Genomic DNA, 25,529 nt, shown 5'->3' with positions numbered 1-25,529 from the left:
CTGGACAGTCGAGCCTGAAGAGGAGCTGACGATGCCATCTCGTCTCCAGCCGCGGGCCCTGGCGAAGGTCGGCCTCGATTGCGTGTTCGCCGGCGCGGTGGTCGCGATCACGGTCGCCGGCGGATTTGGTCTGCAGGCGTTACTGGCGGTCGCGCCATCGGCTTCGCTGTTTTCCTGCGGGGTGATGTATGTGGCCTGGCGACGGGGCATCGCCGCGGCCGTCGCGGCGATCGTGATGGCAATCCTGGCGTTCGACTACTTCTTCCTTCCGCCGTTACACAGCTTCGCCATCCGGGCGCACGACGTTCCGCAACTGGTGTTCTTCGCCGCCGCCGCGCTGTTCGTCGCCTATCTGTGCGATTCCAATCGTCGGATCAACCACGCCCGGCGTCGGCTCGAACTCGAATTGCGCGCGAGCCATCGCCGCGTCGCCGAGGCGCAGCGCGAGCTGCAACAGACCGTCGACTCGATCCCCGCCATGCTGTCGGTGTATCGGCCGGACGGCATCCACAGCCTCGTCAACAGAACCTGGATGGACTACACGGGACTATCTCTCGAAGAGGCGGCCCGGAAGGGCGGAACGCTGTTTCATCCGGACGATCCGGAGCGCGAGACCTGGCGGCAGGCACTGGCGAGCGGCAGACCGATGGCCGCCGAGGCTCCGATCCGCGGCGCTGATGGGACGTTCCAGTGGTTCAGCATCCGCCGGGCGCCGCTGCGCGACGCCGGCGGCCGCATCCAGAAATGGTTCTCCATCGGTTTCAATATCGAGGACCGCAAGATCGCCGAAGATGCGTTGCGCGACCGAGAAGCGCGGCTTGCGGCCACCGAGCGCGAATTGCGCCTCACGCTCGATTTGATTCCGACGCTGGCGTGGCGGACGGCCGCGGACGGCTTGGCTGAGTATCTCAATCAGCGCTGGCTTGACTATACCGGGCTGTCGCTGGAAGCCGCGCGTGGCTGGGGCTGGATTTCCGTTGTCCATCCGGACGATCGCGCGCAGCTGCACGACCGATGGCAGGAGATGCTGGCCTCGCACAAACCCGGCGAGATCGAGGCGCGGATGCGCCGCCTCGACGGCAACTATCGCTGGTTTCTGTTTCGCGCCGAACCGCATCGCGGCAATGGCGGCGAGATCGTGGGCTGGTACGGCACCAATACCGACATCGAGGACCGCAAGCGCGCCGAATTCGAATTGCAGCGCAGCCGGCTGTATCTGGCCGAGGCCCAAAAGCTCAGCAAGACTGGAAGCTTTGCTTGGGATGCCGCCGCCGATCGGCATCAATGGTCGGACGAGACCTATCAGATCGCGGCAATCGAACCGGCGACGGTCGTGACGACCGACCTGCTGCTGCAGCGGATACATCCCGACGATCGCCTCAAGATGATCAACGAACTGGGGCGCGCGAAGGATGGCGCGGAGGCGTGGGACTACGAAATCCGAATGTTGATGCCGGACCAGTCGAGCAAGCAGCTGCGTGTCGTCGCCCATCGGCTCCACCGCGGCGACGAGGCCGGCGAGATCGTCGGCGCTCTGATGGATATCACCGAGACGCGGCGGGCGCAGGAGGCGCTCAACGCCGCACGAAACGCGCTTGCTCATGCCGGGCGTATCGCCACCCTGGGCGAGATCAGCGCGACGATCGCCCACGAGGTCAATCAGCCGCTGGCTGCGATCGTCGCCAACGGCCAGGCCTGTCTGCGGTTTCTCGATCGCCCGGCGCCGAACCTGGACGATGTGCGGGGCGCGGTCGAGTGGATCGTCAAGGATGGCAACCGGGCGGCGGAAGTCATTCGCCGTGTCCGAGGCCTGATGACCAAGGCCGAGTTCGAGCGCCGGCAGCTCGGCCTCGAAAGCGTCGTCGCCGAGGTGGTGGCCTTGATTCAAAACGAAATCCACTCCCAGGGCATCGTTCTGCGCTGCGATTTCGGCGCTGCGCCGCCGGTGATGGCCGACCACGTGCAGTTGCAGCAGGTGGTGCTCAACCTCATCGTCAACGCCATCGAGGCGATGCACCAGGTGGTGGATCGGCCGCGGATGCTGACGATCAGCACGTCGTGCGACACGGCCGGCCGGGCGATCGTGGCGGTGGAAGACAGTGGCATCGGCGTTCCCGACGATCCGCAAGCGCTGTTCGATCCGTTCGTCAGCACCAAGCCGAATGGTCTGGGCATGGGCCTGTCGATTTGCCGCTCGATCATCGAGGAGCACGGCGGACGATTGTGGGCGACCGCCAATGCGGGTCATCCGGGCGCGACATTCCGGTTCACGCTCGCCTCGGCGACCGAACTGGCGCGAGCCGCCGAATGACGGACACGTCCGACACGCGGCAGTTGGTGCTGGTGGTCGATGATGACGAGTCGATGCGCGTCGCCTTGACCTATCTGTTCCGGTCGATGGATCTCCAGGTGAAAGTGTTCGGCTCGGCCGCGCAGGTGCTCGAAGCCGGAATTCCGGAGATACCGTGCTGCCTGGTGCTCGACATCCGTCTGCCCGGCGTCAGCGGCCTCGATTTTCAGGACGCGCTGGCGAAGGCCGGGCTGGACATTCCAATCGTGTTCATGACCGGCCACGGCGATATTCCGATGTCGGTGCGGGCGATGAAGGCCGGTGCGGTGGATTTTCTCACCAAGCCGTTCCGTGACCAGGACATGTTGGACGCAGTCACGCGCGCACTCGCCAAGGATCGCGCGCGGCGCGAGGGCGAGGGCGCCCTGGCCGATCTGCGGCAGCGTTTCGAGTCGCTGACGCCGCGGCAACGGCAATTGTTTACCTTCGTCGCCGCCGGGCTGATGAACAAGCAGATTGCCGGCGAGCTGAACGTCAGCGAAGTCACCGTCAAGATCCATCGCGGCATCATGATGAAGAAGATGGACGCGCGGACGGTCGCCGATCTGGTGCGCAAGGCCGAAGTGCTCGGGGTGAGGCCGCCGATCTGACGGGCGCGCTTCGGCGGCGTTCAGAGCACCATGCCGCCGTCGATGGTCAGGTTGGCGCCGGTCATATAGCCGGCATCGCTGCTCGCCAGATACGACACTAGCGCGGCGATCTCGCCGGGCTTGCCGATCCGCCGAAGAGGAATCTTGTCGACCAGACCCGCGATCATCCCGGCGGTCATGTCGGTTTCGATCGGACCGGGCTGGACGTTGTTAACGGTGATGCCGCGCGGCGCCAGTTCGAGCGCGAGGCTCTGGATCAGGCTCGCGACAGCGGCCTTCGTCATCGCGTAGACGCCGCCTTCGAGCGAGCCGGTTCGCACCGCGCCGTTGCTGCCGATCGTGATGATCCGCCCGCCGTCGCGGAGCACCGGCATCGACGTCTGGATCGCGAGAAACACGCCGCGGATATTGACGTCGACGAGCAGGTCGAAATCCTCGCGGGGAAACGTCCGCAGCGGGCCGACGCGAAGCGCGCCGGCGTTGACGACGACGACGTCGAGCGGTCCGAGCTCGCGCGAAACCGTCTCGATAGCGCGGCGGACTTCCGACGGATCCCGGCTATCAGCCCGAACCGCGATCGCCCGGCCTCCGCCCGTCCTGATCGAATTGCTGATGGCTTCGGCTTTGTCGGCGTTGGCAAGATAGGTCAGGGCGACCGCGAAGCCGTCGTCGGCCAGTTGCTGCGCGATCGCGGCGCCGATGCCACGCGAGCCTCCGAACACGATCGCCGCCGCGCTTTGTCGATCGGTGGCAGCATCAGTCATGGCATGTCCTTTCGGCAGAAATCGCGGCGGTGACGTAGCCGTACCCTGCGGGTCGAACGGCCTCGTCGCCTATCGGCTTCACGCATAGGCCGGCTAACACGTTGGTCGTAGCGGCGGATCGGACGTCGCGTGCGACCGCTTGATCTGCCGGCGCGATCGCCCTAAGCAAGGGCACCGCTCCTTCTCATTGCTTGGAACCGCGACGATGATTTCATCTCGAGCCGCAATGCCGACCCGCCTTGCCTCTCGGGAGTATCATCCTCATGTCTGCGCCCATCGTTCTCTCCAAGCTGACTCTCGCCACGCCGAGTGGCCGACCTCTTCTCACTGACCTAGATCTCAGCTTTGCGCGCGAGCGCACCGGCCTCGTCGGGCGCAGTGGCGTCGGCAAGTCGACGCTGCTCGCGGTGATTGCCGGCGAACGCGCCGCGTCTGACGGGACCGTTACGACTGCCGGACGGATTTCGCTGTTGCGCCAGGAGGCTCAGCCTCGACCCGGCCAGACCGTCGCCGACCTGTTCGACGCGCGTGCCGCGCTGGCGCTGCTGGGCAAGGCGGAGCGGGATGAGATCGCGCCGAGCGAGCTCGCCGAGGTCGATTGGACGATCGGGCAACGCATGGCCTCATCGCTGGCGCGGTTCGGCCTCGAGGTCGATCTCGAGGCCGCTCTGGCTGCTCTGTCGGGCGGCCAGGCGACGCGTGCGCGCCTCGCCGCGCTGACGTTCTCCGAGCCGGACTTCGTGCTGCTGGACGAGCCGACCAACAATCTCGATCGGGACGGTCGACGCGCCGTCCTCGATCTGCTCGCCGGCTGGCGCGGCGGGGCGATCGTCGTCAGCCACGACCGGGAATTGCTCGAAACGGTCGACGCCATCGTCGAGCTCACGTCGCTGGGAGCGGCGCGCTACGGCGGCAACTGGAGTCGCTACGTCGAACGCAAGGATCTCGACCTGTCGGCGGCGACGCGCGATTTGGCGGAGGCGGAGCGGCGTCTGGCCGAGACCGGGCGCAAGGCGCAGGCCGCGGCCGAGCGGCAGGCGCGGCGGGACGGGGCGGGCACACGCAAGCAGGCGAAGGGCGGAATGCCGCGCATTCTGGCCGGCGCGCGGAAGGATCGCAGCGAGGACAGCGGCGGTGAGCTCGCCCGCACCGCCTCGCGCCAGCGACTCGAAGCGCTGGCCCGGCTCGATATCGCCCGGCAGCGTGTCGAAGTTCTCCAGACGCCGTCGGTCGCGCTGGCGCCGACCGGCCTTGCCGCCGGCAAGACGGTGCTCGCGTTCGACCTGGTCAGCGTGGGCTATCAGCCGGGCCGGCCGGTCCTGAGCGATCTGTCGCTGTCGATCACTGGCCCGGAGCGCGTCGCGGTCCTCGGGCGCAACGGGACCGGCAAGACGACGCTGCTGAAGCTGATCAGCGGCGAGTTGCAACCCTGGCTTGGCACCGTGCAGGTCGTGCCGCGTCTCGCGGTATTCGATCAACAGGTCAGCCTGCTGCGGCCGTCGGATTCGGTTCTCGCTAATTTTCAGCGGATCAATCCGGATGCGGACGTCAACGCCTGCCGCGCGGCGTTGGCGCGCCTGCTGTTTCGCGGCGACGCCGCGCTGCAGATCGTCGGCCAGTTGAGCGGCGGCCAGGTGTTGCGCGCCGGGCTCGCCTGCGTCCTCGGCGGACCACAGCCGCCTTTTCTGTTGGTCCTTGACGAGCCGACCAACCACCTCGACCTCGACTCGATCCGCGCGATCGAGGCCGGTCTTCTCGCCTATGACGGGGCGCTGATGGTCGTCAGCCATGACGAAGCGTTCATCGATGCGATCGGAGTATCTAGGAGAATTGATCTGACCGAGCAGAAGCCCAAGTGAAGGTGGGTTCACCAACCTTTGAAGTTTTACGTCCGCTGGACGCAATCGTTCGGCAGCTTATGCATCGATCGCCCGAGAGCCGCAGCGCCATCTCGCCCAGGCCCCGTTTCCTGAAGCCTGGTTTCAATTCAAAAACCTATCCCACAGTCTAGATTTATTGTTGCTCCGACCGGCCTCAAATGGAGGCGGCAATCGGAGACAAAGCCCACTCGTTTGACCGCATAGGTTGACGAGGGTTGACCGATTGACTCCGCATCATGACAGAGTCGCTCGATGAACAGATTGAATTGGATGGAAGCCGCTCCCCAAGGAGCTAGGGCTTTCGGAGGCATTCATCACTATATCACCACAAGCACCCATCTGCCGTCGCAGCTTATCCACCTCGTGTTCCTGCGCGTGTCGCAGATCAATGGCTGCGCTCACTGTATCGACATACATGCGCGCGACCTGATGAAGGGCGGCATGTCGGTCGACAAGGTCATGTTGGTCCCGGTGTGGGACGAGGCTTCCTACCTATTCTCCGATCAGGAACAAGCTGCACTGGCATGGGCCGAGGAGGTTACGCGTGTCAGCGAAACGCACGCGTCGGACCAAGCATATGCCGCCGCCTCGGCAGTCTTCGAACCGAGGGACCTGGTGGATCTCACGATCGCCATCGCTACCATGAATGCGTTCAACCGACTTGGTATAAGTTTCCGCCTTCCTCCGGCAGCCAAGACCCCTTGACGAAGCGGGGGAGGGAGCGTCGACGATATTCCTCGCTTCTCCGCTGCCCTTGCTCGCGACCGTTGAGGCCGACCTCAGCGGTCCCCAATGCACAGCGAAGTTTCTTCTCCGAGCAGGTCTAAAGGCAGAGCGGACCAGCTTTGTCTCCCGGCGCAAAACCAAAAGCTAACGTGTGTCCGGACGGCGAAATCGAGCGCAACCATCTGTCGCCAATAGTCATTGGCCTCAGATATCCTAAACCTCCGCATAGGCTGGACTAATCGCCCGTACGATCGCCTTCGATTGCTCGCGCCCCCTAGTATCAGCACCGTGAAACCGAGGCACGTCGACACGCGTGCCGCCATTCGGGGAGCTCGCGATGAATGCTGAAGACCAATCCCGAACGACGATCGATCGGCGTGCCATGCTGATCGGCGCCGCCGGTCTGGTAGGGGCGCTTTCCATGCCGGCCGGCCCGGCGTTCGCCGCACCTCGGCAGTCTCCGCTCTCCAGCAGAAGGACCGCACCGATGAGCACCGTCACCACCAAGGACAACGTCGAGATCTTCTACAAGGACTGGGGCCCGAAATCCGCGCAGCCGATCGTGTTTCATCACGGCTGGCCGCTGTCATCGGACGACTGGGACACCCAGATGCTGTTCTTCCTGAAGCACGGCTATCGCGTCGTCGGCATCGACCGGCGCGGCCACGGCCGCTCGGAGCAGGTCGCCGACGGCCACGACATGGATCACTACGCGGCGGACGCCGCCGCCGTGGTCGAACATCTCGATCTGCGCAAGGCGATTCACGTCGGTCACTCCACAGGCGGCGGCGAGGCGACACGCTACGTGGCGCGCCATGGCCTGCCGCAGGGCCGAGTCGCCAAGCTGATCATCATCGGCGCGGTGCCACCGCTGATGCTGAAGACGGAAGCCAATCCCGGCGGCCTGCCGGTCGAGGTGTTCGACGGATTGCGCGCCAGTCTCGCGGCCAATCGTTCGCAGTTTTACATCGATTTCCCGTCGGGCCCGTTCTACGGCTTCAACCGGCCGGGCGTGGCGACGATCCAGAGCGTCGTCCAAAATTGGTGGCGGCAGGGCATGATGGGCGCCGCCAACGCCCATTACGACGGCATCAAGGCGTTCTCCGAAACCGACTTCACCGAAGACCTCAAGGCCATCGATGTACCGGCGCTGGTGATGCACGGCGAGGACGACCAGATCGTGCCGATCGCCGACGCCGCGCCGCTGTCGGCCAAGCTGCTGAAGCGCAGCACGCTGAAGACCTATCCGAAGTTTCCGCACGGCATGTGCACCACCCATGCCGATGTGGTGAACCCCGACATGCTCGCATTCATCAAGGCGTAGCCTCGGTTGCTTCGTCGTTTGACCCGGCGGCGCTGCGTTCGTCTGCGCCGCCGGGCCGGGGGCGGCCATAACAACAGGGAAGGACACAGGATGCGGATAGTTGTGATCGGGGGCACCGGCCTCATCGGATCAAAAGCCATCGAGGTGCTGCGCCGCGCCGGCCATGAGGCGATCGCAGCCGCGCCGAGCACCGGCGTCAACACAGTGACGGGCGAGGGCCTCGACGCCGCGCTGGCAGGGGCCGAGGTCGTCGTCGACCTGGCCAATTCGCCGTCGTTCGAGCCTCCGGCGGTGCTGGACTTCTTCACCACGCACGAGGCCAATCTGGTCGCGGCCGAATTGCGCGCTCGCGTGAAGCATCACGTGGTGCTTTCGATCGTCGGCACCGACCGACTCCCGGGGAACGCCTATTTCCAAGCCAAAGTGGCCCAGGAGAACGTCGTCAAGCGTTCCGGCGTGCCGTACACCGTGATCCGTTCGACCCAGTTCATGGAGTTTATCGGCACGATCGCCGAATCAGGCGACCAAAACGGCGTGGTGCATGTCGCGGCCGGACTGTTCCAACCGATCGCCGCGGACGATGTTGCGGCGATTGTCGCCGAGACGGCGCAATCCAAGCCTCGCTACGGCACCGTTGAAATCGCCGGGCCGGAGCGCGCGCCGTTCCACGACTTCGTCAGACGTTATCTGGCTTTGTCGAACGATCCGCGGCCGGTGCGGTCCGATCCGCAATGGGCGTATTTCGGCAACCGGCTCGAGCGGTTTTCTTTGGTGCCGCTCGCGGATGCGCGGCTCGGTCGGATCGACTTCGCCACGTGGGGCACCCAGCGCGCCGCAGCGCTCGTCTAAACAATTGGAGGTCGGCAGATGTGGAATCCAGCAGGCTTGCTCGTCCTGGCACAGCTCATCGCGACACCCGTCGCGGCGCATTCCGAACAGATGCGGCGGAGCGATCGCTTGCCCGGTGCGACCGACGCCACGGTCACGCTGGTGTACCAGCATGCGCTCCCCGGCGTACCAGGCAAGAGCCTCAAGGGTGTGCTGGTCGAGTACGGGCCGGGCGGTTCATCGCCGCCGCATACGCACGCGCGCTCGGCGATCATTTACGCCACGGTGCTGGAAGGACAGGTGCGTAGCAAGGTCAACGACGGGCCCGAGAAGGTCTACAGCGCTGGCGAGAACTGGACCGAACTTCCGGGCGATCATCATGGCGTCAGCGCCAATGCCAGCGCCACCAAGCCCGCGAAGCTGCTCGCGGTATTCGTGGTCGACACGCACGACACCCAACTCACTGTTCCGGATCTCAAGTAACGTTGCGGATCGTCGTGGCGATCGGCCGCACGCCGATAGCCTGCAAGGATCACGGACGATGAAGACCACACCGCAATGTCCCATCGGCAGCGACTTCGACGTGTCCGCCACGGCGGCGGACGTGCTGGCGGGTGTGGATCTGACAGGGCGAACCGTCGTCGTGACCGGCGGGGCGTCGGGGCTAGGTTTGGAGACCACGCGGGCGCTCAGCGACGCAGGCGCCACGGTGGTCGTCCCGGCCCGCGATCCGGAGCGGGCGCGCGTTGCGCTCAGCGGCATCGCGGCGGTCGAGATCGAGCAGCTCGATCTGATCGACCCGGTCTCGGTGGCGGCCTTCGCGGCGCGCTTTCTCGCCAGCGGACGGCCGCTGCCGATCCTGATCGCCGGCGCGGGCATCATGGCGACGCCGCAAGGGCGCGACGCTTCGGGCAACGAATTGCAATTCGCCACCAACCATCTCGGTCACTTCCGGCTGGTCCGCGCGCTCTGGCCTGCGCTGCTGCGGGCGAACGGTGCGCGCGTCGTGGCAGTGTCGTCGCGCGGGCATCAGCTGGCCGGCGTCGATTTCGCCGATCCGAATTTCATTCGACGCACCTATGACAAATGGAAGGCCTACGGGCAGTCCAAGACCGCCAACGCTTTGTTCGCCATGGCGCTGGATGCGCGCGGCCAGGCTCACGGCATCCGCGCGTTCTCGCTGCATCCCGGTCAAATCCTCACCGATCTGGCGCGGCATCTGAGCGCAGAGGAGATAGCGGCGTTCGGCGCGCGCGATGCAAACGGCGTGGCGAAGGTCGATCCGGCCCGCGGGATGAAGACCCCGCAGCAGGGTGCAGCCACCAGCGTATGGTGCGCGACCAGCCCACGCCTTGACGGGCGGGGTGGCGTTTACTGCGAGGATTGCGACATCGCGCCGGTCTATCGTGGCGACGAATCGCGCAAGGGCGTCGCACCATGGGCAGCCGATCGGGTACAAGCCGAGCGGCTGTGGGCGCTGAGCGAAACGCTGACGGCCCGTTGAGCGGCCGCTCCTGCCTACCGACTGCCGGATTCTCGGCGCCATGCGCCCGGACTGATCCCGGCGATCGACGAGAACACCCGGGTGAGATGGCTTTGGTTGGCGAACCCCGCGGCGATCGCCACCTCGGAAAGCGGCAACTTGCGGTCCGACAGCAGTTGCTTGGCTTTCGACACGCGCTGCTCCATCAGCCACCGGTGCGGCGGCAAGCCGGTCGAGATCCGAAACGCGCGTGAAAAATGGCTGGTCGAAAGCCCGAATTCGGCGGCGAGGCGCTGAAGCGACAACTTGCCTTCGAGATCGGCCGCGAGCAGTTCGCAGGCACGCCTGGTCTGCCAGGCGGCGAGGCCGCCGCGCACCGGGCCCGAGACGTCGAGTCCGCCATAGGCCTGGATTACGTGCGATCCAATAGCGAGCAACAGGTGATCGACGAACAGTTGATTGACCTCGTGGGGCCGATGTAGCCCGGCGAGCAGCGATGCGCTGATGTGGCGGACGATGTCGTCGTCGCTGCCGATTCCGGGCTGGTAGGCGAGATCACCGACACGTCGCGTACCGGCCTGTTGCCCAATCGAGTTCAGTGCGGTGCGCGGCAGATAGAAGAATACCGAATGAAACGGCTTGTCGATGACGTATCGCGGGTCGCGGCGGAGGTCATACAGATAGGTGGCGCCGCTATGAACGTCCGCGGTGATCACCGGGCGACCTTCCTCCCAGCATTCACACTGCGAATAGTCGCGCAGCTTGAGGCTGACCAGATAGGCGTCCTCGCCGGGCAGCGAACCGGACAGGCCGCATTCGGGCGCATTGTTGCGACACTCGGTGACGGCAAGCTCGGTGCTGTGCAGAGAGCGCGTGGTCAGGACGGGTGCCGGGTCGGATCGTAATCTCCGCCCGAGGGTTCGTCCGTAAGCGTTGGCCTGGTTCATGACTTTAGTCCTCGCCGGAAGGGCGTCCTCACGGCAAACACCAAGATGCGAGTGAATTGCATAATCCGATATCGCCGGCGCTACGTCCATACCGCGAATGGGCGTTTTTGAGACGAACCGTTCACAGATCGGCGATGCGGGCGGACTCACGCGTGCGTGACCGTTGGCCGCACGGGCAGGCGCAGAAATCGGAAAAACGCGATCGGATCGGGAAAGACGGGATTTGTGAGCCCCGTAAAGCTACCGGCACGTTGAGTTCCGACGTGGCGTCGCCGACTGGAGCTACACGATGATGCTGAGAACGACGATTGCCAGTGCGCCTGCGTATCCGCGCGACCTGCCGGCAATGAAGACGTCGACCGCTGCAGCGGTCCGCCCGCTCGTGGTGATCGTGGACGATGACGACGAGGTGCGGTCCGCCTTGCACGAACTGCTGCTGTCGGTCGATCTCGACTCCCTCTGCTTTGCGACGACGCAGGAATTGCTGCATACCGAACTGCCTGACAGGCCCGGCTGTCTGATCCTCGACGTCCGGATGCCAGGGCTGAGCGGGCTCGATCTGCAGCAACGCCTGATCCGCAGCGGCAACACGAAACCGATCATCTTTCTGACCGGTCACGGCGACATCGCCATGACGGTGCAGGCGATGAAGGCGGGCGCGGTCGACTTTCTCACCAAGCCGGTGCGGGACCAGGCGCTGCTCGATGCCGTGGGTGACGCGATCGAGCGGGACATCGCACAGACCGTCGCGGCGTTACGCATCAGGCAGGCGAGCGCGCGCTACGCGATGCTCACGCCGCGGGAGCGGCAAGTGCTGCGCGAGGTCGCCAAAGGCCGGCTCAACAAGCAAATCGCGTTCGACCTCGGCCTGAGCGAGATCACCATCAAGCTGCATCGCGCCAACGGCAGTCGCAAAATGCAGGCGCGGTCGGCGACCGAGCTGATCCGGATCTGGGAACTGCTACCAGAGGAATTGCGGAACGGAGAGGGGGGCTAAACCTCGGGATAGGTACCGGCCTGTGGTGGATGAGCAGATGGTCCCCGGCGATGCCAGTTTCTACGACCCCTCTGCTCGAAGGCCCTCTCGTCGCCGTTGTCGACGACGACGAGTCGGTACGCGAAGCGTTGTGCGATCTTCTGGCGGTGATGGACATTCGTTGCCGCGCGTTCGATCGGGCGGAGGCATTCCTGATCACCTATCGGGCAGGAGCATTCGACTGCCTCATCACCGACGTTCGAATGCCGGGCCTGAGCGGGCTCGACCTGCAGGACCGGCTGCGGCGGATCTCTCCGCCGCTGCCGGTGATATTCATTTCGGCCGACACCAGTGCCGCGACGCGTGCGCGCGCGCTGGCCGGCGGAGCAATTGCGTTCCTGGCGAAACCGATCAGCGGTGGCGCGCTGTATGAGCATCTTCGTGTCATCCTGAAACCAGGACGCTCGACGCGCATGGATGATTCGCACCATGAGTAGTGTCTTCCGAGATCGGCCCGGCCGTGCAGGCGCGGCGTTCGGCAGCGGACGCAGCCTGGCTGACGCCGCGACATCGGCGCATGATGCGTCGCCGGCGTCGTCAATGCCCGACAGGACGGCGACCGGCGAGGAAAAGTATCGCAGCCTGATCCAGCATCTTCCCACTGCCTTGTGGCAGGTCGATTCCCGCCGGACCGGGGCAGTGATGGATCTCATACGCGTCGAAGGCGTCAGGGATATCGCGGCGTTCCTGGACGCCAATCCGGACTTCGTCGAAAACGCCAAGGACACTGTGGTGGTTTCCGAAGTCAACATCGCCGCCGTGGCACTGTTTCGCGCGAAGCGGCCGAACGATCTGATCCGGCCGGTGCGCTATCTGTTCGAGGCCGATCCTGATCTCGCCAAGCGGGTGATGGTGGCCCACTACAATGGAGAACGAAATCTCATCGAAGAGACCAGGATGCTGGCGTTCGATGGCACGGTGATCGATGTGCGGTTTTCGGTGACCTTTCCGCGACCGCCGGAACAGCTCGACACCACCTTCATCAGCATCCAGGACATCAGCCCGCGCCTGAATACCGAGCGTCAATTGCGGAAGCTGCAAGCCGATTTTGCCCGGGCGGCGCGGATCGCCACGCTCGGAGAGTTGGCAACGTCGATCGCTCACGAGATCAGCCAACCGCTCACCGCGATCGTGTCGAACGGCGAGGCCAGCCTGCGCTGGCTCGCGCGCGGCGACCACGACTGCGAAAAGGTGGCACAGCTCACATCGAAGATCGTGACCAATGCGCGCCGTGCCAGCGATATCATCCAGCGCATGCGAGGCATGGCAGCCAAGCACGAGCTGGAAAGGCACCCCCTCGACCTCAACGACGCGGTCCAGGAAGCGATGATGTTCATCGGCCACGACGTCGAGTCGAAGACGATCGTGCTGACGACGGCATTCGACGCAGGACGGCCGACCGTCGTGGCTGACCGCGTGCAGCTCCAGCAGGTCGTCATCAATCTGCTGATCAACAGCGTCCAGGCCTTGGTCCGTCGAGGCGGTGAATGCGGCCGCATCGAGGTCCGGACTAGCCGCGACGGCGGCGGCTTCGCCAGCATCAGCGTGGGCGACAACGGGCCGGGCATCGCCGAGGCCGACCTCGAGCGCGTGTTCGACAGTTTCTTCAGCACCAAGGAGTCCGGGCTCGGCGTCGGTCTGGCGATCTGCCAGACCATCGTCGCGGCGCATGGCGGAGAGATCCGCGCGGCCAACCGGCCGCAGGGCGGCGCGCAGTTCGTCTTCACCGTGCCGTTGGCGGATCCTGGTCTCGATCAGGCGTCTTGAACCGCGAGCTTCCATCCCTCGGCGGTCACCGCCGTCACCTACGCCTGCGCACAGGTCGATCCAGCCTCAAGTATCAGGCCCGCTGCCGGTGCGCATGATGGCCTAGTGCGGCGTCTGCCGCCATCATCACAGCGAACCCAGGCGCGTCGACCGCTGAGACGCCATGGGGCGTTCCGTGACTCCTCGGGAGATCAGATGTGAGACCTTCGATCGCAGATCGGGCCGTCGCGGCAGGGGTCGAGACGTCATCGGATGTTTCTGAAGCCGACAGGCATTCCTCCGTTTCACCCGCCCCGGCGGAAGAGATGAAGCGTGTGCTCGGAGCGGCGCCGCTGCGTTTCGCGTCCGAACGCTCCGGCGGCGCTTTCGCGCTGTGGCGGCACGGCCCGCTGCACGACGTCGTGGCGCCGATGGCCGACGACGTAGTGATGGCCTATCGCGGCCCGATCCGGCGCCTGGAGCGCCGCGCCGATGGCGCGGTTGCGATCGGCACCGCGCGTGAAGGCGTTGTCACCATCATTCCGGCGGAGTCGAGCGCGCGATGGGACATCGCCGGGCCTATCGAAGTCGTGCAGCTCTATCTGCCGCGTAGCAAGCTGCGCCAGATCGCCGACGAGAATGGGGCCAGCGGCGACAGCCTCGCGGAGCGCACCGGCTTTCCCGATCCGATCACGGCGCGCCTTTTGATCAGCGCCGCGGACGTGATCGAGGACAACGCCGCGCTCGACGCGCTGTTCAGGCAGCAGCTGATCGATCTGCTGGCGATTCGCATGCTGGTTGCGCACGCATCGTCGTCGGTCGTGACGGCGCCGGCGCGCGGTGGCCTCGCACCTCACGTTCTGCGGCGCGCGATCGACCGTCTGCGCTCCAGCGAGGACGACGAGGTTTCGCTCGCGGCCCTTGCCGAGGAGGCGGGCCTGTCGCGCTTTCACTTCTGCCGGGCGTTCAAGGACAGCACCGGCCTGTCGCCATTCTCTTGGCTGCGGCAGCGGCGGCTGGAGCAGGCAATGGAAATGCTGCGCGACGGCACCCCCGTCGTGTCGGTCGCCGCTGCGCTCGGCTACGCGTCGCAGACGGCGTTCGCGGCGGCGTTCAAGCGGCTGACCGGCGTTTCGCCGACGGATTGGCGCCGCAACGCGAGCTGACGGCAATCGCGCTGCAGCCGCCGCAATCGCTCTGGCGCGGTCGTGTCCCGGCTTCGCTACTCAACATGCACCAAAATGCCAACAAAACCGGAGACGATCGATGTTCGACAGCTCAATGCGCGGTTGGCTGATCGCGATGGCGCGACGCAGGATCCTGGCGACGACGCTGATCTACGCCGCCTTGCTGACCATCCGCTCCGCCTCGAGCGCGGGTGAGGACGCGCGCGATCTCGCGGCGCTCGCGACCCCGGTGCGGCAGACGTCGAGCGTCACGATGACGACCCTGCGCATCGGCGACATCCGTCCGAACCCGACCGCATGCATTCCGCACTGCGTGGCGGCTTTCACCCGTCCGTCGAAGCTGTCCTGCCCGCCGTAGGCCGCGTGGCGGCCTGCACCCCATCGACTTCCTCATCCCCCAACAGGAGCACGACATGCGCCTCGTCATCATCGGCGCCGGCTTTGCCGGCATGTACGCTGCACTTTCCTCCGCCCGCCTGCGCGACATCGAAGGCGTCTCGCCCGAGCGCATGCAGATCACGCTGATCGCCCCGCAGCCCTCGCTCGTCGTCCGGCCCCGGCTCTACGAACCGAATCCGGAAAAGATGACCGCGCCGCTCGGTCCGGTGCTCGCCGCGATCGACGTCGACTACGTGCAGGGCTCGGTGGAGGCGATCGACAGCGCGGCGCGCACGGTTGAGATCGTCGCGGCCAACGGCGACCGCACGACGCTGGAATACGATCGACTGGTGCTCGCGACCGGCAGCCGGCTGTTCAAGCCGAACCTGCCGGGACTCGCCGAGCACGGCTTCAGCATCGACAGCTACGACGATGCGGTGGCGCTGGACCGGCATCTGCACGGCCTGGCGAAGCAGCCGCCATCGGCGGCGCGGAACACGGTGGTGGTCGCCGGCGGCGGCTTCACCGGCATCGAGGCGGCGACCGAGATGCCGGCACGGCTGCGCGCCATTCTCGGCAACGACGCCAAGCCGCGGGTGGTGATCGTCGAGCGCGGCGAAGCGGTCGGGCCCGACATGGGGCCGGGGCCGCGGCCCTTGATCGAGGCGGCGCTGGCGAAACTCGGCATCGAGGCGCGGCTCGGCGTCGGGGTCGCGGCGCTTGATGCGTCGGGAGTGACGCTGTCGGACGGCGCGCGGATCGACGCGGCGACCGTGGTGTGGGCGGCCGGCATGCGGGCTGCGCCGCTGACGACGCAGATCCCGGCCGAGCGCGACAATCTCGGCCGGCTGCTGGTCGATCGGCAGTTGCGCGTCCCCGGCGTCGCCGGCGTCTTCGCCACCGGCGACGCCGCGCATGCCGCCAGCGACGATATTGGCAATACCGCGCTGATGTCGTGCCAGCACGCGACCCGAATGGGCGCCTTCGCAGGCCACAACGCCGCGGCCGAGCTGCTGAAACTGCCGACCAGAACCTATCACCAGGAGGTCTACGTCACCTGCCTCGACCTCGGTGCAGCCGGAGCGCTGTTCACCCGCGGCTGGGAGCGCGCCGTCGAAGTCACCGGCGACGAGGCCAAGAAGATCAAACAGGAGGTCAACACCGTGTGGATCTATCCGCCGCCCGCCGAGCGGGCCGCAGCGCTGGCCTCCGCCGACCCCGAACGCGTCACGGCGCTGTAGCCTTTTCAGATGCTGGAGAATCGAGGATGACTGACGACGATGCAGAGAAACTGCACTCGGCCAAGCCGAGCCGGGCGCGCATGGTGATCGGCGCATTGCTCTGCGCTGGCGCGGTTGCGCTTGCGGCGGGGGGCTGGGCCTGGGCCAACACCGGCGGCGAGGCATGGACCGACAACGCGTATGTGCGCGGTGACGTCACGTCGCTGGCGCCGAAGGTCGGCGGCTACGTCACCACGGTCGAGGTCGACGACAATCAGCAGGTCCGCACCGGCGAGGCGTTGTTCCGCATCGACGATCGCGACTACCGAGCGCGTTTCGCCCAGGCCGAAGCCAATGTCGAGGCGGCATCGGCGAGGCTGAGCAACGTCGACGCCGAAAGCCGGTTGCAGCGCGCGCTGGTCCACCAGGCCGAAGCGCAACTCCGTGCGGCAGAGGCAGAGCGAACGCTGGCGATCAAGACCGCCGACCGCCGGCGCGAATTGCTACGCACCAACACCGTCAGCCAGGCCCAGGTCGACGAAACCGAGGCGGGACGCGCGCGCGCCGAAGCGGCGCTCGCGGCAGCCTCGGCGACGCTCGACGCCCAGCGGCTGAAGATCGCGGTGCTCGACACCCAGCGCGAGGCCGGCGTCGCGGCGCTGGCTCAGGCCAGGGCGGCACGCGATCTCGCGCAGATCGATCTCGACAACACGGTGATCAAGGCGCCGATCGACGGCGTCATCGGCAATCGCCAGGTCCGCGTCGGCCGGCTGGTCGCGCCCGGCGCGGTGCTACTCGACATCGTGCCGGTCGACGACGTTTGGCTGGTGGCGAACTTCAAGGAGACGCGGATTGAACATATCGCGCCTGGCCAGCGCGCCCGCGTCACCATCGACGGCTTCCCCGATCAGGTGTTCGACGGCATCGTCGACAGCCTCGCGCCGGGCAGCGGCTCTGCTTTCAGCCTGCTGCCGACCGACAACGCAACCGGTAATTTCGTCCGCGTCGTGCAGCGCGTCCCGGTGAAGATCCGCCTCGTCGGTGCGCCTCTGGTCGGCCGGCTGGTGCCGGGTCTGTCCGCACGGGTGACGATCGCGCTGAGGCCATCGCCGTGAGCCGCGTCGCGGCGCTCGAGCAGGGCGGACGGCTGGCCCAGTCGGCGCTGGTGCTCGGCATCGTCCTCGCCGCGCTGACTGAAGCGATCGCCGGGACGGTGCTGTCGCTCGGCCGCGCCGACATCATCGGCGACACTTACGCGACGCCGGACGAGTTCGCCTGGCTCGACGTCGGCTACACCACCGCCAAGCTGATCGGCTTCGTCGCCGCGCCGCTGCTGCTGGAGCGCATCGATGCGCGCCGCCTCGTCGCCGCCGCGACGCTGGCGATGGGCATAGCCTGCGCCGCGGCCGTGCCGACAACGCGGCTCGAACTGCTGGTGGCGCTGCGGGTGGTGCAGGGCCTCGCCGGCGGCGCGCTGCTTGTTGCTGGTCAGGTGCTGCTGTTCGCCGCCTATGCGCGGTCCAGCCAGCCGTTGCTGCAGGCGCTGTTCGCGCTGGGCTCGGTGGTCGCACCCGCGACGATCGCGCCGGCGCTGCAGGGCTGGCTGCTCGATCACAAGACCTGGAGCTGGATCTTCTTCAGCGTGGTACCGGTCGCGATGTTGGCGTCGGGGCTACTGATCGCCGGGAGCCGTCCAGTGCAGACGGCCACTGCGGGTCGGCGGCTCGACAGGCTAGGCTTGCTACTCATCGTCGTCACGCTGTTCTGCGCCAGCTATGTGCTCAGCCAGGGCAGCCGATGGGACTGGTTCGGGCAACCGCGCATCGTCTGGTTGACGGCGATAGGCGCAGTCGCGGCGTTTCTGTTCGTCGCGCAGCAGATCGCAGCCGGGCCGCGCGCGCTGCTCGATCTGGCCTGCTTTCGATCGGACGACTTCACTTTCGCCTTCGTCGTCAGTTTCGTCGCCGGCGCTGCGCTGTTCGGCAGCGCTTACGTGATCCCGTCGTTCGCGGTGTCGCTGCTCGCCTTTCCGCCGACCGATGCAGGCCTGCTGCTGCTGCCGAGCGGCGCGCTGTTCGCTGGCTCGCTGTTCGTCGCGGCGCTGGTCATGCAGGTCTGGCGCGTGCCACCGATTGCCACCGTGCCGTTCGGAATCCTGATGGTGATGGCGGCGATGTGGATGCTGTCGGGCTCGACCAGCGAAAGCGGCGCTGCCGACATGACACCGGCGCTTCTGCTGCGCGGCTTCGGGCTCGGTTTCCTATTCCTGTCGATCACCCTTGTCGCGTTCGCCGATCTCGGCGACCGCGTACGCGCCTACGGCATCGGGCTGTTCGACCTCGGTCGGCAGATCGGCGGCCTGATCGGAGTCGCCGGCCTGCAGACACTGATCGACCATCAGGTCGCCGGCAATCTCGTGGTGATCGGCTCGCACGTCTCGACCAGCCTCGTCGCCGTCAACGATCGGCTGGGCGCGATCACGGCGCTGCTGGCTGCGCGCGGTATGGAGACGGCGGCGGCATCGCGCGCCGCGGTCGGGCTCCTGAACAGGGCCGTGGCGACGCAGGCTACCGTGATCGCGTTCGACACCGCGTTCGTGTCCGTCGCGCTGCTGTTCGTCGTCGCGGCGCCGCTGCTGATCATGGTCAAGATCACGCTGACCGTCGCGGCCAAGCTGCGCGCGTCCCGAGTCCCCAAATCCCGCCTGAAGGAGATTGTGTATGCAGACTGATCGCGTCGTCATTGTCACCGGCGGCGGCTCCGGCATCGGCCGGGCCGCGGCGCTCTGCTTTGCCGAGCACGGGGCCCGGGTGCTGGTCACCGGCCGCCGCGCCGGCCCGATCGACGAGACCGCGGCGCTGCACACCAATATCAAGGCACTGGTGGCTGATGTGGCGTCGGCCGACGACGCCCAGCGCACCGTCGCCGCCGCACTGGACAGCTGGGGCCGGATCGATGCGCTGGTCAATAATGCCGGTGCCGGCGCGATCCTGCCGCTGGCCGACGTGACGGCCGCGCTGATCGGGCAGATTTTCGCCGTCAACGTCGTCGGGCCGAGCCTGCTTGCCGCCGCCGCGCTACCGCATCTCGCCGCGACGCGTGGCGCGATCGTCAACATCTCGAGCACGTTCGGTCACAAGCCCGGCGCTGGACTGTCGCACTACGCGGCCAGCAAGGCGGCGCTTGAACATCTCACCCGCTGCTGGGCGCTCGAACTCGCGCCGCGCGGCATCCGCGTCAATGCCGTCGCCGCTGGCCCGACCGAGTCGGGCGCGCTCACCGGCATGATGGGGCTCTCCGACGCACAGGCCGAAGCGGTGAAGGCCGACGAACTGGCGCAGATTCCGCTCGGCCGCCGCGGCGTTCCCGACGACGTCGCCGCCTGGATCGTGCGGCTCGCCGATCCGTCCGCGGACTGGATCACCGGGCAGGTGCTCGCGGTCGACGGTGGGCTCGGACTGGTGTGAGCCGGCGTTGCGGCACGCGGCGTTCGGCACAATTGCGCGACACATGCCGCAATCACGCTGGCGCAGTGCGCCGCCACGCTCGGTAACTTGGCCGTCGTGAGATCCACCGAGCAAAGGAGAACGACATGAATCTCGTAGTCCGCAATCAGCCGCAGCCGGCGCAGATGAAACTGACGATCACGCCGGTCGCCGGATCGGGATCGAAGGAGCCGGTGCCGTCGCGCTACGCCCTGCGCGTCGGCGACATCGACGTGATGGTGATCAGCGATGGCGTGCTGCCGCTGCCGACCGCGATGCTGGCGCACAACGCCGACCCGGTCGCCCGGGCGGCTTGGCTGCACGATAAGTTTCTGCCGCAGGACGCGTTCGATTGGCCGCTGAACGCGGTGGCGCTGCGCAGCGGCGAGCAGACCATCCTGGTCGACGCCGGGCTCGGCCTCGATCCCGACCTGCATCTGCCGCGCGCCGGCCAGTTGATCCAGCGGCTGGCGGCCGCCGGGATCGATCTGCCGTCGGTCACCGACATCGTGCTCACCCACATGCACATGGACCATGTCGGCGGCCTGCTGATCGACGGCGTGAAGCAGCGGCTGCGCCCGGACCTGCGCATCCATGTCGCCGCCGCCGAGGTCGCCTTCTGGGAGGCGCCGGACTTCTCACGCACCCAAATGCCGAACGGTTTCCCGGACGCGCTGCGGGCGACGGCGAAGAAGTTTCTCGTCGTCTATCGCAAGAATCTCTGCACATTCGGTGACGAGGTTGAGGTGGCGCCGGGCGTCGTCGCCCGCCGCACCGGCGGCCACACGCCCGGGCACAGTGTGATTCAGCTCGCGTCGAACGGCGAGCGCCTGACCTTCGCAGGCGATGCGGTGTTTCCTGTCAGCTTCGAGCGGCCCGACTGGCACAACGGCTTCGAGCACGATCCGGAGGAGGCGGCCCGTGTCCGTGTCCGCCTGCTGCGCGAGGTGGCCGCGACCGGCGAGCCGCTGGTCGCCACGCATTTGCCGTTCCCGTCGATCGGACGCGTCGCGGTCGATGGCGACGCGTTCTGCTGGGTGCCGGCGTACTGGGACTATTAGTTCAGGCTGAGCGTGAGCCAGGGGCGCAGCTTGTCGCCATCGGCAATGAACCCTTGGCTCTCGTCTCTCGCATCACAGGGGCCAATGGAGAGCATTTCAGCCCAACCTCCGGGGTTAGATGTCCGCTTCGGGTCAGAAGCAGACGTCTTGCTGCCGCATTGACAGTCCGTTGTTCGAATCTTCAAACAAATCCCGAGAAGAAAGTTGTCCGATAACGTCATCGTCCACTTGCTCGGTCGCCTGACGGTCCCATCGCGCAAGAATAGTACGCGCGTCATCTATGATGTTGTGAAAGTTGATTTTTGGATCAGTCGACGATGCGAAGTCCCGCAAAACAGAGCGGTAGGAAAGATCTCGCGGGGGTGCAACGGACGGTGCTGCTCTCTTTAGCTGCGGAAAGAGCTTACGTAGTTGAGGTGCCCCCCAGGCGAGTTCCCACAGGTAACGGACCAATGCCTGAGCGCAAAGATCCGATGACGAGCTGCACTCGTACAAGCCGGTCGGTCTAACCTCGGCGCTGTAGCGGACCTCGGCGGGCCTCAATTCTTCGAGGCCCGCGTCGATCTCGTTCAACCCGTAGGCGCGGCCGAGGCGCGCTGTCGTTTGCCTGACCCCGAGAGCGGGGCCCGGAGTCGAGAAGCGACCATCGTCTCGACGGTCGAGCGAAGAGTGGCCAGGACAAAGATCGTAAACGCTACTTCTTGATCGATCTCGGACTACGTACCAGACCGGCTCTCCGGCCTCGACGAAAACGATTTCGCCAATTATTGCAATCCTCGCCGCGTCGTAGTCCACCTGTTGGCGGCGATCGTCGCGGTCGGATCGGATCACTCGGCCTGACTTACCAAAGAAGAAATCATCATATGTTTGTTCGGCAGATCGGGATGTTCGACTGAGGGGATCGAGAAGAGCGTCGAAGACCTGCCTGTCCTGCCGCTCCAAAGTCAGGAATTGGTCGGCCGTCAGCGGACCGGTCGGCCCGAAGATTGGCCACCATAGAGCTCCGCCGGATAACCGAACACCGAAACGCTGAGCACCTTCGGCCGACGGAATGATATTGAATGCGACAGGGGCGGACGAGTCGTCGACTACCTCAATCGCGATGAAATGGGACGACTTCAATAGGATCGTTCTCGGCCGACGGCAGTTTCGCGGAATGAAGTCGCAAGAATAGTCGAAGCAGGTCTTGATCAGGTGCTGGGGCATTGTGTCAGACCTGATCTCGACGATGGCGATGGCCGGCCACTGACTTCGAGTTCGTTGCCTGGCCCGTCTCTGCCTGCTTCTTCACACGTAGGCGTCGGCGATGGGGCTCCGGTTCCTTGGTCTGCGTGTCGATTTCATACCGCGGGTAGAGCTCGATCGTTTTTTTTAGCGTCTTCACCCAAGCGTCGCCATACTTCATGCTCACGCGTTCGATCTCGATCGGATCGTCGGAGCCGTTGTGGCCTGTGATGAACCTCTCCACCTCGGAATGCATGCCGACGTGGCGAGCGACGCTTTTGAAGCGGTGGCGCCAGCCGTGGTTGGGCTTTACGCCCGTGAGGCCGATATTTTGGTTGACCCATTCGGCGAGCCGCTGAGCAATCTTCCCCCATTGCGGATGCCTTTCCGTATCTCCCTGAGCTCTTCGCGGATCGTAAAAGAGGGGGAGCGACAGGCGTTCGCGCTCTCCGACGTAATGAAGCAGACCCTGTTCGATCAGGTGGGAGTGGACCGGCACGATCCGCATGTAGTCGCCCTTCGTCATCTCCGGGCGGAGGTAGATGCACTCCACACCCGTCTCGGGATCCTTCCTCACGTCTGAGGGCAACAGAGAAGTGATCTCGTTCACCCGGGCCCCCGTGTAGGCGCAGATCCACGGGACCCAGCGCCGCGCGGCGCGCGTTTCGGGCGTCGTCAGATGCGATGCAGTGGCAAGCGTGGCCGTGAGGATTGCTGTCGCCTGGGTATCGGTGAACCCCTTCCGGTTGGACTCTTTGGTTTGCTTCTCGGCTCGCCGCACGCGGATACCCAAGAACGGGTTGCTTGCGAGCTTCCGGCGTTCGACCATGAAGCTGGCGACGGCCTTCAGGGACGCGAGCCAAACGTCCCGCACGGACTTTCGGGCGATGTGCCGTTCGTCGATAAGATGGTCGATCCAACGATAGCCATCGTCCGTCGTCATGCGGGCGAGGTCGGTGTGGCTCACGAACTCGCAGAACTCTTTGATCTTTGGCCGCCACCGAATGGCGGTGCGACCAGTCGGCCCCCCCTTGATCCCCGCGGACGTGCAATAGAACTCAAAAGCTTCGAGGAAGTCGATGGTCGGCGTCGGAACGGGGGCGTACTTCGCGAAGATCGGCGATTCCGAGTAGTCAAGCTGTGTTGCGCGATGTAGGTCCCGGCAGGCTTCGCGGCGCGCCTCCAGGAATAAGGGAAGAAAGCGACGCTGATCCGCTTCGCTCACCTCGAAGCCATTGCGGGTGAGGAAGGACAGCATGTCGGCCTCGTCGTACTCCATCTCCTCGATCTGTTCGTCGGCAGTGCGCTCGCCCATGCCGAACCCCCAGGCGAACCGCGCCGGCGGGTTCGCAAGTTGCGGATCCCGGGTTTGTTGATGAACGAGCCGTTGCAAGCCGCTCAGGTCGCGGGCGGTGAGGTCGCGCGGCGCGGGGACGCGGCCGGAGTTTTGCGCGGCGTGAAGGCGAGCCGCCCAGTCCTTCTCGAGTTCGGCGCTCAGCTTGGCGCAGGCAAGACTCGCCGCCCTCCTGTCCGCCGTCCCGAGGGATCGCCAAACCTCACCCCGGCCGACGATCGACCGGTACTTGGCCGGTACCTTCTTGCGCAGCCACCAGACGTCGGACTTGTCGGACCCGTCTGCGCTCCTTTTCCGGACCGGTGACGGCATTTTCGGATTCCCCATGGTGGAGCCCCTTGGTGTAGCCCCAAGACATGGAAGAACGCCTTATTTCACGGATAAAATTCGAAACATCAGTAGCTTAAGCGAAGGGGGTGGGCAGAATCCCTCCCTCTCCGCCACTCCCGGCCGATTCTACGCCATCATGTGGCATGCCCAAAGATGACGTAGCGGCTGCGGTCGTGACGAGTCGTCGGCAACTCTTCCGGTTATCCTCGTCCACAACGAAGGAATAGAGCATGTCGAAGGGATGCAGGCATATCGCAGGGATTCACACGGTCACGCCGAGTGCGCTCGGCTGTGAGGAATGTCTCAAGATCGGCAGCCCCTGGGTGCATCTGCGGATCTGCCGAACTTGTGGTCACGTCGGATGTTGCGACGATTCCCCGCACAAGCACGCCACGCAGCATTTTCACGCGACACAGCATCCGATCATCGAAGGCTACGATCCGCCGGAGGGCTGGGGATGGTGCTACGTCGACGAGGTCATGTTCGATCTATCGGACCGCATGACGCCGCACAACGGGCCGATTCCGCGCTACGTCTGAAGCCTCCAATCAGGATTCCGCAAGCGGGCGTGCGGAACTGAAACCCGAAGGCTCTCGCGCCTGTCTGCGCGGACGAAGCCCCGGGCGCAGCGTGGCAGCTGTCGCGTCGGTTAGTTCGCGCATACATACAAGATGTTTGGTCGCCCCCCACCTCTTCAGGTAACGCAACGTGGCCCTCATGGCGCTACGGACTCAAGTCCATCTCCGTGTCGAGATGACGAACGCTGTTCCCATTCATTGCGTAGCATCGCAAACTGCAGGGTGTTCTCGTAGATCGGGCGGCCGTCGCGGTCGGTCGTGAACGAGACGAATTCCTTGAAGACGCCCTCCTGGCGCATGCCGAGCCGCGCGCACAGCCGCTGCGACGCGATGTTGTGGTCTTCCACATAGGCGTAGAGGCGGCGGGCCCCTCTGACCGTGAACAGGTCTTCGAACAGCGCGTGCGCGGCTTCCGATGCGAACCCGGCGCCGGCGAACGCCGCGTTGAAATTCCACCCGACCGCGACGGTGTCGTCTTCGGGCACGGCGAAAAGGTCGCCGATCAGCGTGCCGGTCGACTTCAGGCAGACGGCGATGTGCTCGTCGCTCGCGCTAAGCTTGGCTGCCTCTGTCTCTGCAGCCGCCAGATCGTCGAGCTTCATCGACAGGAAGCAGCTCGCCCGTGGCGCGTGCAGATAGGCGAACAGATCGGCCGCATCGGTCGGGCGGAAGTTTCTTAAGACAAGGCGCTGCGTCTCGATCGGATTCATCACCCTTGCCTTTCGATTCACGCCATCTGCGTCGCAGCATCGGTGGCTGACGACCTCAACGTATTTATGGCGACGCCGGCGCGTCCACTCTACGCACCGGACTTCGGCCAGCGCTGCGCACAGATGCTCACGGTCAGAAATTCCGCAGCGATGTTCCCGCGATGCGGAAATCTCACGCGCGCTGCAGTGCGGCCGCGTCAGCTCCATCGTTGACAAGTAATTGCCTTGGCCGCAAGACGCCGGGAGCGGGCGGTGGCCGGTCGGGATCATCGAACGATTTCGATCCCGACAGGGGGGCGGTCCGCAAGCGATCAATCGAGGAGCAAGG

General features: G+C 65.6%; 24 protein-coding genes. 19 read left to right on the top strand and 5 right to left on the bottom strand.

Annotation, left to right across the window (positions count from 1 at the left end):
* The first annotated feature begins 31 nt into the window (after positions 1–31).
* Positions 32–2,311, top strand: coding sequence for a PAS domain-containing protein (locus LPW26_RS14305; protein ID WP_238736076.1), 2,280 nt, complete (start codon positions 32–34; stop codon positions 2,309–2,311).
* Positions 2,308–2,940 (top strand): response regulator transcription factor, encoded by a 633-nt coding sequence (locus tag LPW26_RS14300; RefSeq protein WP_238736075.1) that lies wholly within the window; start codon positions 2,308–2,310, stop codon positions 2,938–2,940. Before LPW26_RS14305 ends, LPW26_RS14300 begins: the two co-directional genes overlap by 4 nt.
* Before the next feature lie 20 nt (positions 2,941–2,960).
* Here the strand turns inward: LPW26_RS14300 and LPW26_RS14295 are convergent, their stop codons facing one another.
* Positions 2,961–3,704 (bottom strand): SDR family oxidoreductase, encoded by a 744-nt coding sequence (locus LPW26_RS14295; RefSeq protein ID WP_238736074.1) that lies wholly within the window; start codon positions 3,702–3,704, stop codon positions 2,961–2,963.
* A gap of 263 nt (positions 3,705–3,967) precedes the next feature.
* Between LPW26_RS14295 and LPW26_RS14290 the strand changes: the two genes are divergently transcribed.
* The 6 genes from LPW26_RS14290 to LPW26_RS14265 all read left to right on the top strand — a co-directional run bounded on the left by LPW26_RS14290 (position 3,968) and on the right by LPW26_RS14265 (position 9,966).
* On the top strand, positions 3,968–5,563 hold the full coding sequence (locus LPW26_RS14290) for an ABC-F family ATP-binding cassette domain-containing protein (RefSeq protein ID WP_238736073.1): 1,596 nt from the start codon (positions 3,968–3,970) through the stop codon (positions 5,561–5,563).
* A 273-nt stretch (positions 5,564–5,836) separates the two neighbouring features.
* Positions 5,837–6,289 carry a carboxymuconolactone decarboxylase family protein gene (locus tag LPW26_RS14285; protein WP_238736072.1) on the top strand — a complete coding sequence of 151 codons (453 nt, stop codon included), beginning with the start codon at positions 5,837–5,839 and terminating at the stop codon, positions 6,287–6,289.
* A 508-nt stretch (positions 6,290–6,797) separates the two neighbouring features.
* Entirely contained in the window at positions 6,798–7,634 is an 837-nt protein-coding gene (locus tag LPW26_RS14280) for an alpha/beta fold hydrolase (protein ID WP_238736071.1), read from the top strand.
* Between the two features lie 90 nt (positions 7,635–7,724).
* A complete protein-coding gene (locus LPW26_RS14275) occupies positions 7,725–8,483 on the top strand; it encodes an SDR family oxidoreductase (protein WP_238736132.1) in 759 nt (252 codons plus the stop codon).
* Positions 8,484–8,573: 90 nt separating this feature from the next.
* Positions 8,574–8,945: a cupin domain-containing protein gene (locus LPW26_RS14270; RefSeq protein ID WP_238736131.1), complete on the top strand. Its 372-nt coding sequence runs from the start codon at positions 8,574–8,576 to the stop codon at positions 8,943–8,945.
* A 58-nt stretch (positions 8,946–9,003) separates the two neighbouring features.
* Positions 9,004–9,966 carry an oxidoreductase gene (locus LPW26_RS14265; protein ID WP_238736070.1) on the top strand — a complete coding sequence of 321 codons (963 nt, stop codon included), beginning with the start codon at positions 9,004–9,006 and terminating at the stop codon, positions 9,964–9,966.
* Positions 9,967–9,980: 14 nt separating this feature from the next.
* Here the strand turns inward: LPW26_RS14265 and LPW26_RS14260 are convergent, their stop codons facing one another.
* Positions 9,981–10,892, bottom strand: coding sequence for a helix-turn-helix domain-containing protein (locus LPW26_RS14260; protein ID WP_238736130.1), 912 nt, complete (start codon positions 10,890–10,892; stop codon positions 9,981–9,983).
* Between the two features lie 346 nt (positions 10,893–11,238).
* Between LPW26_RS14260 and LPW26_RS14255 the strand changes: the two genes are divergently transcribed.
* The 10 genes from LPW26_RS14255 to LPW26_RS14210 all read left to right on the top strand — a co-directional run bounded on the left by LPW26_RS14255 (position 11,239) and on the right by LPW26_RS14210 (position 21,005).
* A complete protein-coding gene (locus LPW26_RS14255) occupies positions 11,239–11,889 on the top strand; it encodes a response regulator transcription factor (RefSeq protein WP_238736129.1) in 651 nt (216 codons plus the stop codon).
* Between the two features lie 50 nt (positions 11,890–11,939).
* Positions 11,940–12,365: a response regulator transcription factor gene (locus LPW26_RS14250; protein ID WP_238736069.1), complete on the top strand. Its 426-nt coding sequence runs from the start codon at positions 11,940–11,942 to the stop codon at positions 12,363–12,365.
* Positions 12,366–12,468: 103 nt separating this feature from the next.
* A complete protein-coding gene (locus tag LPW26_RS14245; RefSeq protein WP_238736068.1) occupies positions 12,469–13,695 on the top strand; it encodes a sensor histidine kinase in 1,227 nt (408 codons plus the stop codon).
* A 209-nt stretch (positions 13,696–13,904) separates the two neighbouring features.
* A complete protein-coding gene (locus tag LPW26_RS14240; protein ID WP_406677613.1) occupies positions 13,905–14,840 on the top strand; it encodes a helix-turn-helix transcriptional regulator in 936 nt (311 codons plus the stop codon).
* Positions 14,841–14,940: 100 nt separating this feature from the next.
* On the top strand, positions 14,941–15,219 hold the full coding sequence (locus LPW26_RS14235) for a hypothetical protein (RefSeq protein WP_238736067.1): 279 nt from the start codon (positions 14,941–14,943) through the stop codon (positions 15,217–15,219).
* Positions 15,220–15,274: 55 nt separating this feature from the next.
* The gene (locus tag LPW26_RS14230) at positions 15,275–16,480 is read left to right on the top strand and encodes an NAD(P)/FAD-dependent oxidoreductase (RefSeq protein WP_238736066.1); all 1,206 of its coding nucleotides are present in this window, start codon (positions 15,275–15,277) and stop codon (positions 16,478–16,480) included.
* Positions 16,481–16,560: 80 nt separating this feature from the next.
* Positions 16,561–17,574, top strand: a complete 1,014-nt coding sequence (locus tag LPW26_RS14225; protein WP_406677611.1) for an HlyD family secretion protein — start codon at positions 16,561–16,563, stop codon at positions 17,572–17,574.
* Complete coding sequence (locus LPW26_RS14220) at positions 17,571–19,190, top strand: MFS transporter (protein WP_238736064.1); 1,620 nt, start codon at positions 17,571–17,573, stop codon at positions 19,188–19,190. The genes LPW26_RS14225 and LPW26_RS14220 overlap by 4 nt, the downstream gene beginning before the upstream one ends.
* The gene (locus LPW26_RS14215; protein WP_238736063.1) at positions 19,180–19,926 is read left to right on the top strand and encodes an SDR family NAD(P)-dependent oxidoreductase; all 747 of its coding nucleotides are present in this window, start codon (positions 19,180–19,182) and stop codon (positions 19,924–19,926) included. The genes LPW26_RS14220 and LPW26_RS14215 overlap by 11 nt, the downstream gene beginning before the upstream one ends.
* 125 nt (positions 19,927–20,051) lie before the next feature.
* Entirely contained in the window at positions 20,052–21,005 is a 954-nt protein-coding gene (locus LPW26_RS14210; RefSeq protein WP_238736062.1) for an MBL fold metallo-hydrolase, read from the top strand.
* Between the two features lie 132 nt (positions 21,006–21,137).
* On the opposite strand, the gene LPW26_RS14205 is transcribed toward LPW26_RS14210, so the two are convergent.
* Together LPW26_RS14205 and LPW26_RS14200 are read right to left on the bottom strand one after the other, a co-directional pair.
* Entirely contained in the window at positions 21,138–22,211 is a 1,074-nt protein-coding gene (locus LPW26_RS14205; RefSeq protein WP_238736061.1) for a hypothetical protein, read from the bottom strand.
* A gap of 4 nt (positions 22,212–22,215) precedes the next feature.
* Positions 22,216–23,895 (bottom strand): DUF6538 domain-containing protein, encoded by a 1,680-nt coding sequence (locus LPW26_RS14200; RefSeq protein WP_238736060.1) that lies wholly within the window; start codon positions 23,893–23,895, stop codon positions 22,216–22,218.
* A 248-nt stretch (positions 23,896–24,143) separates the two neighbouring features.
* On the opposite strand from LPW26_RS14200, the gene LPW26_RS14195 reads away from it, so the two are divergent.
* Complete coding sequence (locus LPW26_RS14195) at positions 24,144–24,452, top strand: UBP-type zinc finger domain-containing protein (protein ID WP_238736059.1); 309 nt, start codon at positions 24,144–24,146, stop codon at positions 24,450–24,452.
* A gap of 176 nt (positions 24,453–24,628) precedes the next feature.
* On the opposite strand, the gene LPW26_RS14190 is transcribed toward LPW26_RS14195, so the two are convergent.
* Entirely contained in the window at positions 24,629–25,471 is an 843-nt protein-coding gene (locus tag LPW26_RS14190; protein WP_319942180.1) for a GNAT family N-acetyltransferase, read from the bottom strand.
* Positions 25,472–25,529 lie beyond the last annotated feature (58 nt).

This window comes from Rhodopseudomonas infernalis (genome assembly GCF_022271405.1).
Taxonomy (GTDB): domain Bacteria; phylum Pseudomonadota; class Alphaproteobacteria; order Rhizobiales; family Xanthobacteraceae; genus Rhodopseudomonas; species Rhodopseudomonas infernalis.
This window is presented reverse-complemented; position numbering and strand designations above follow the sequence as displayed.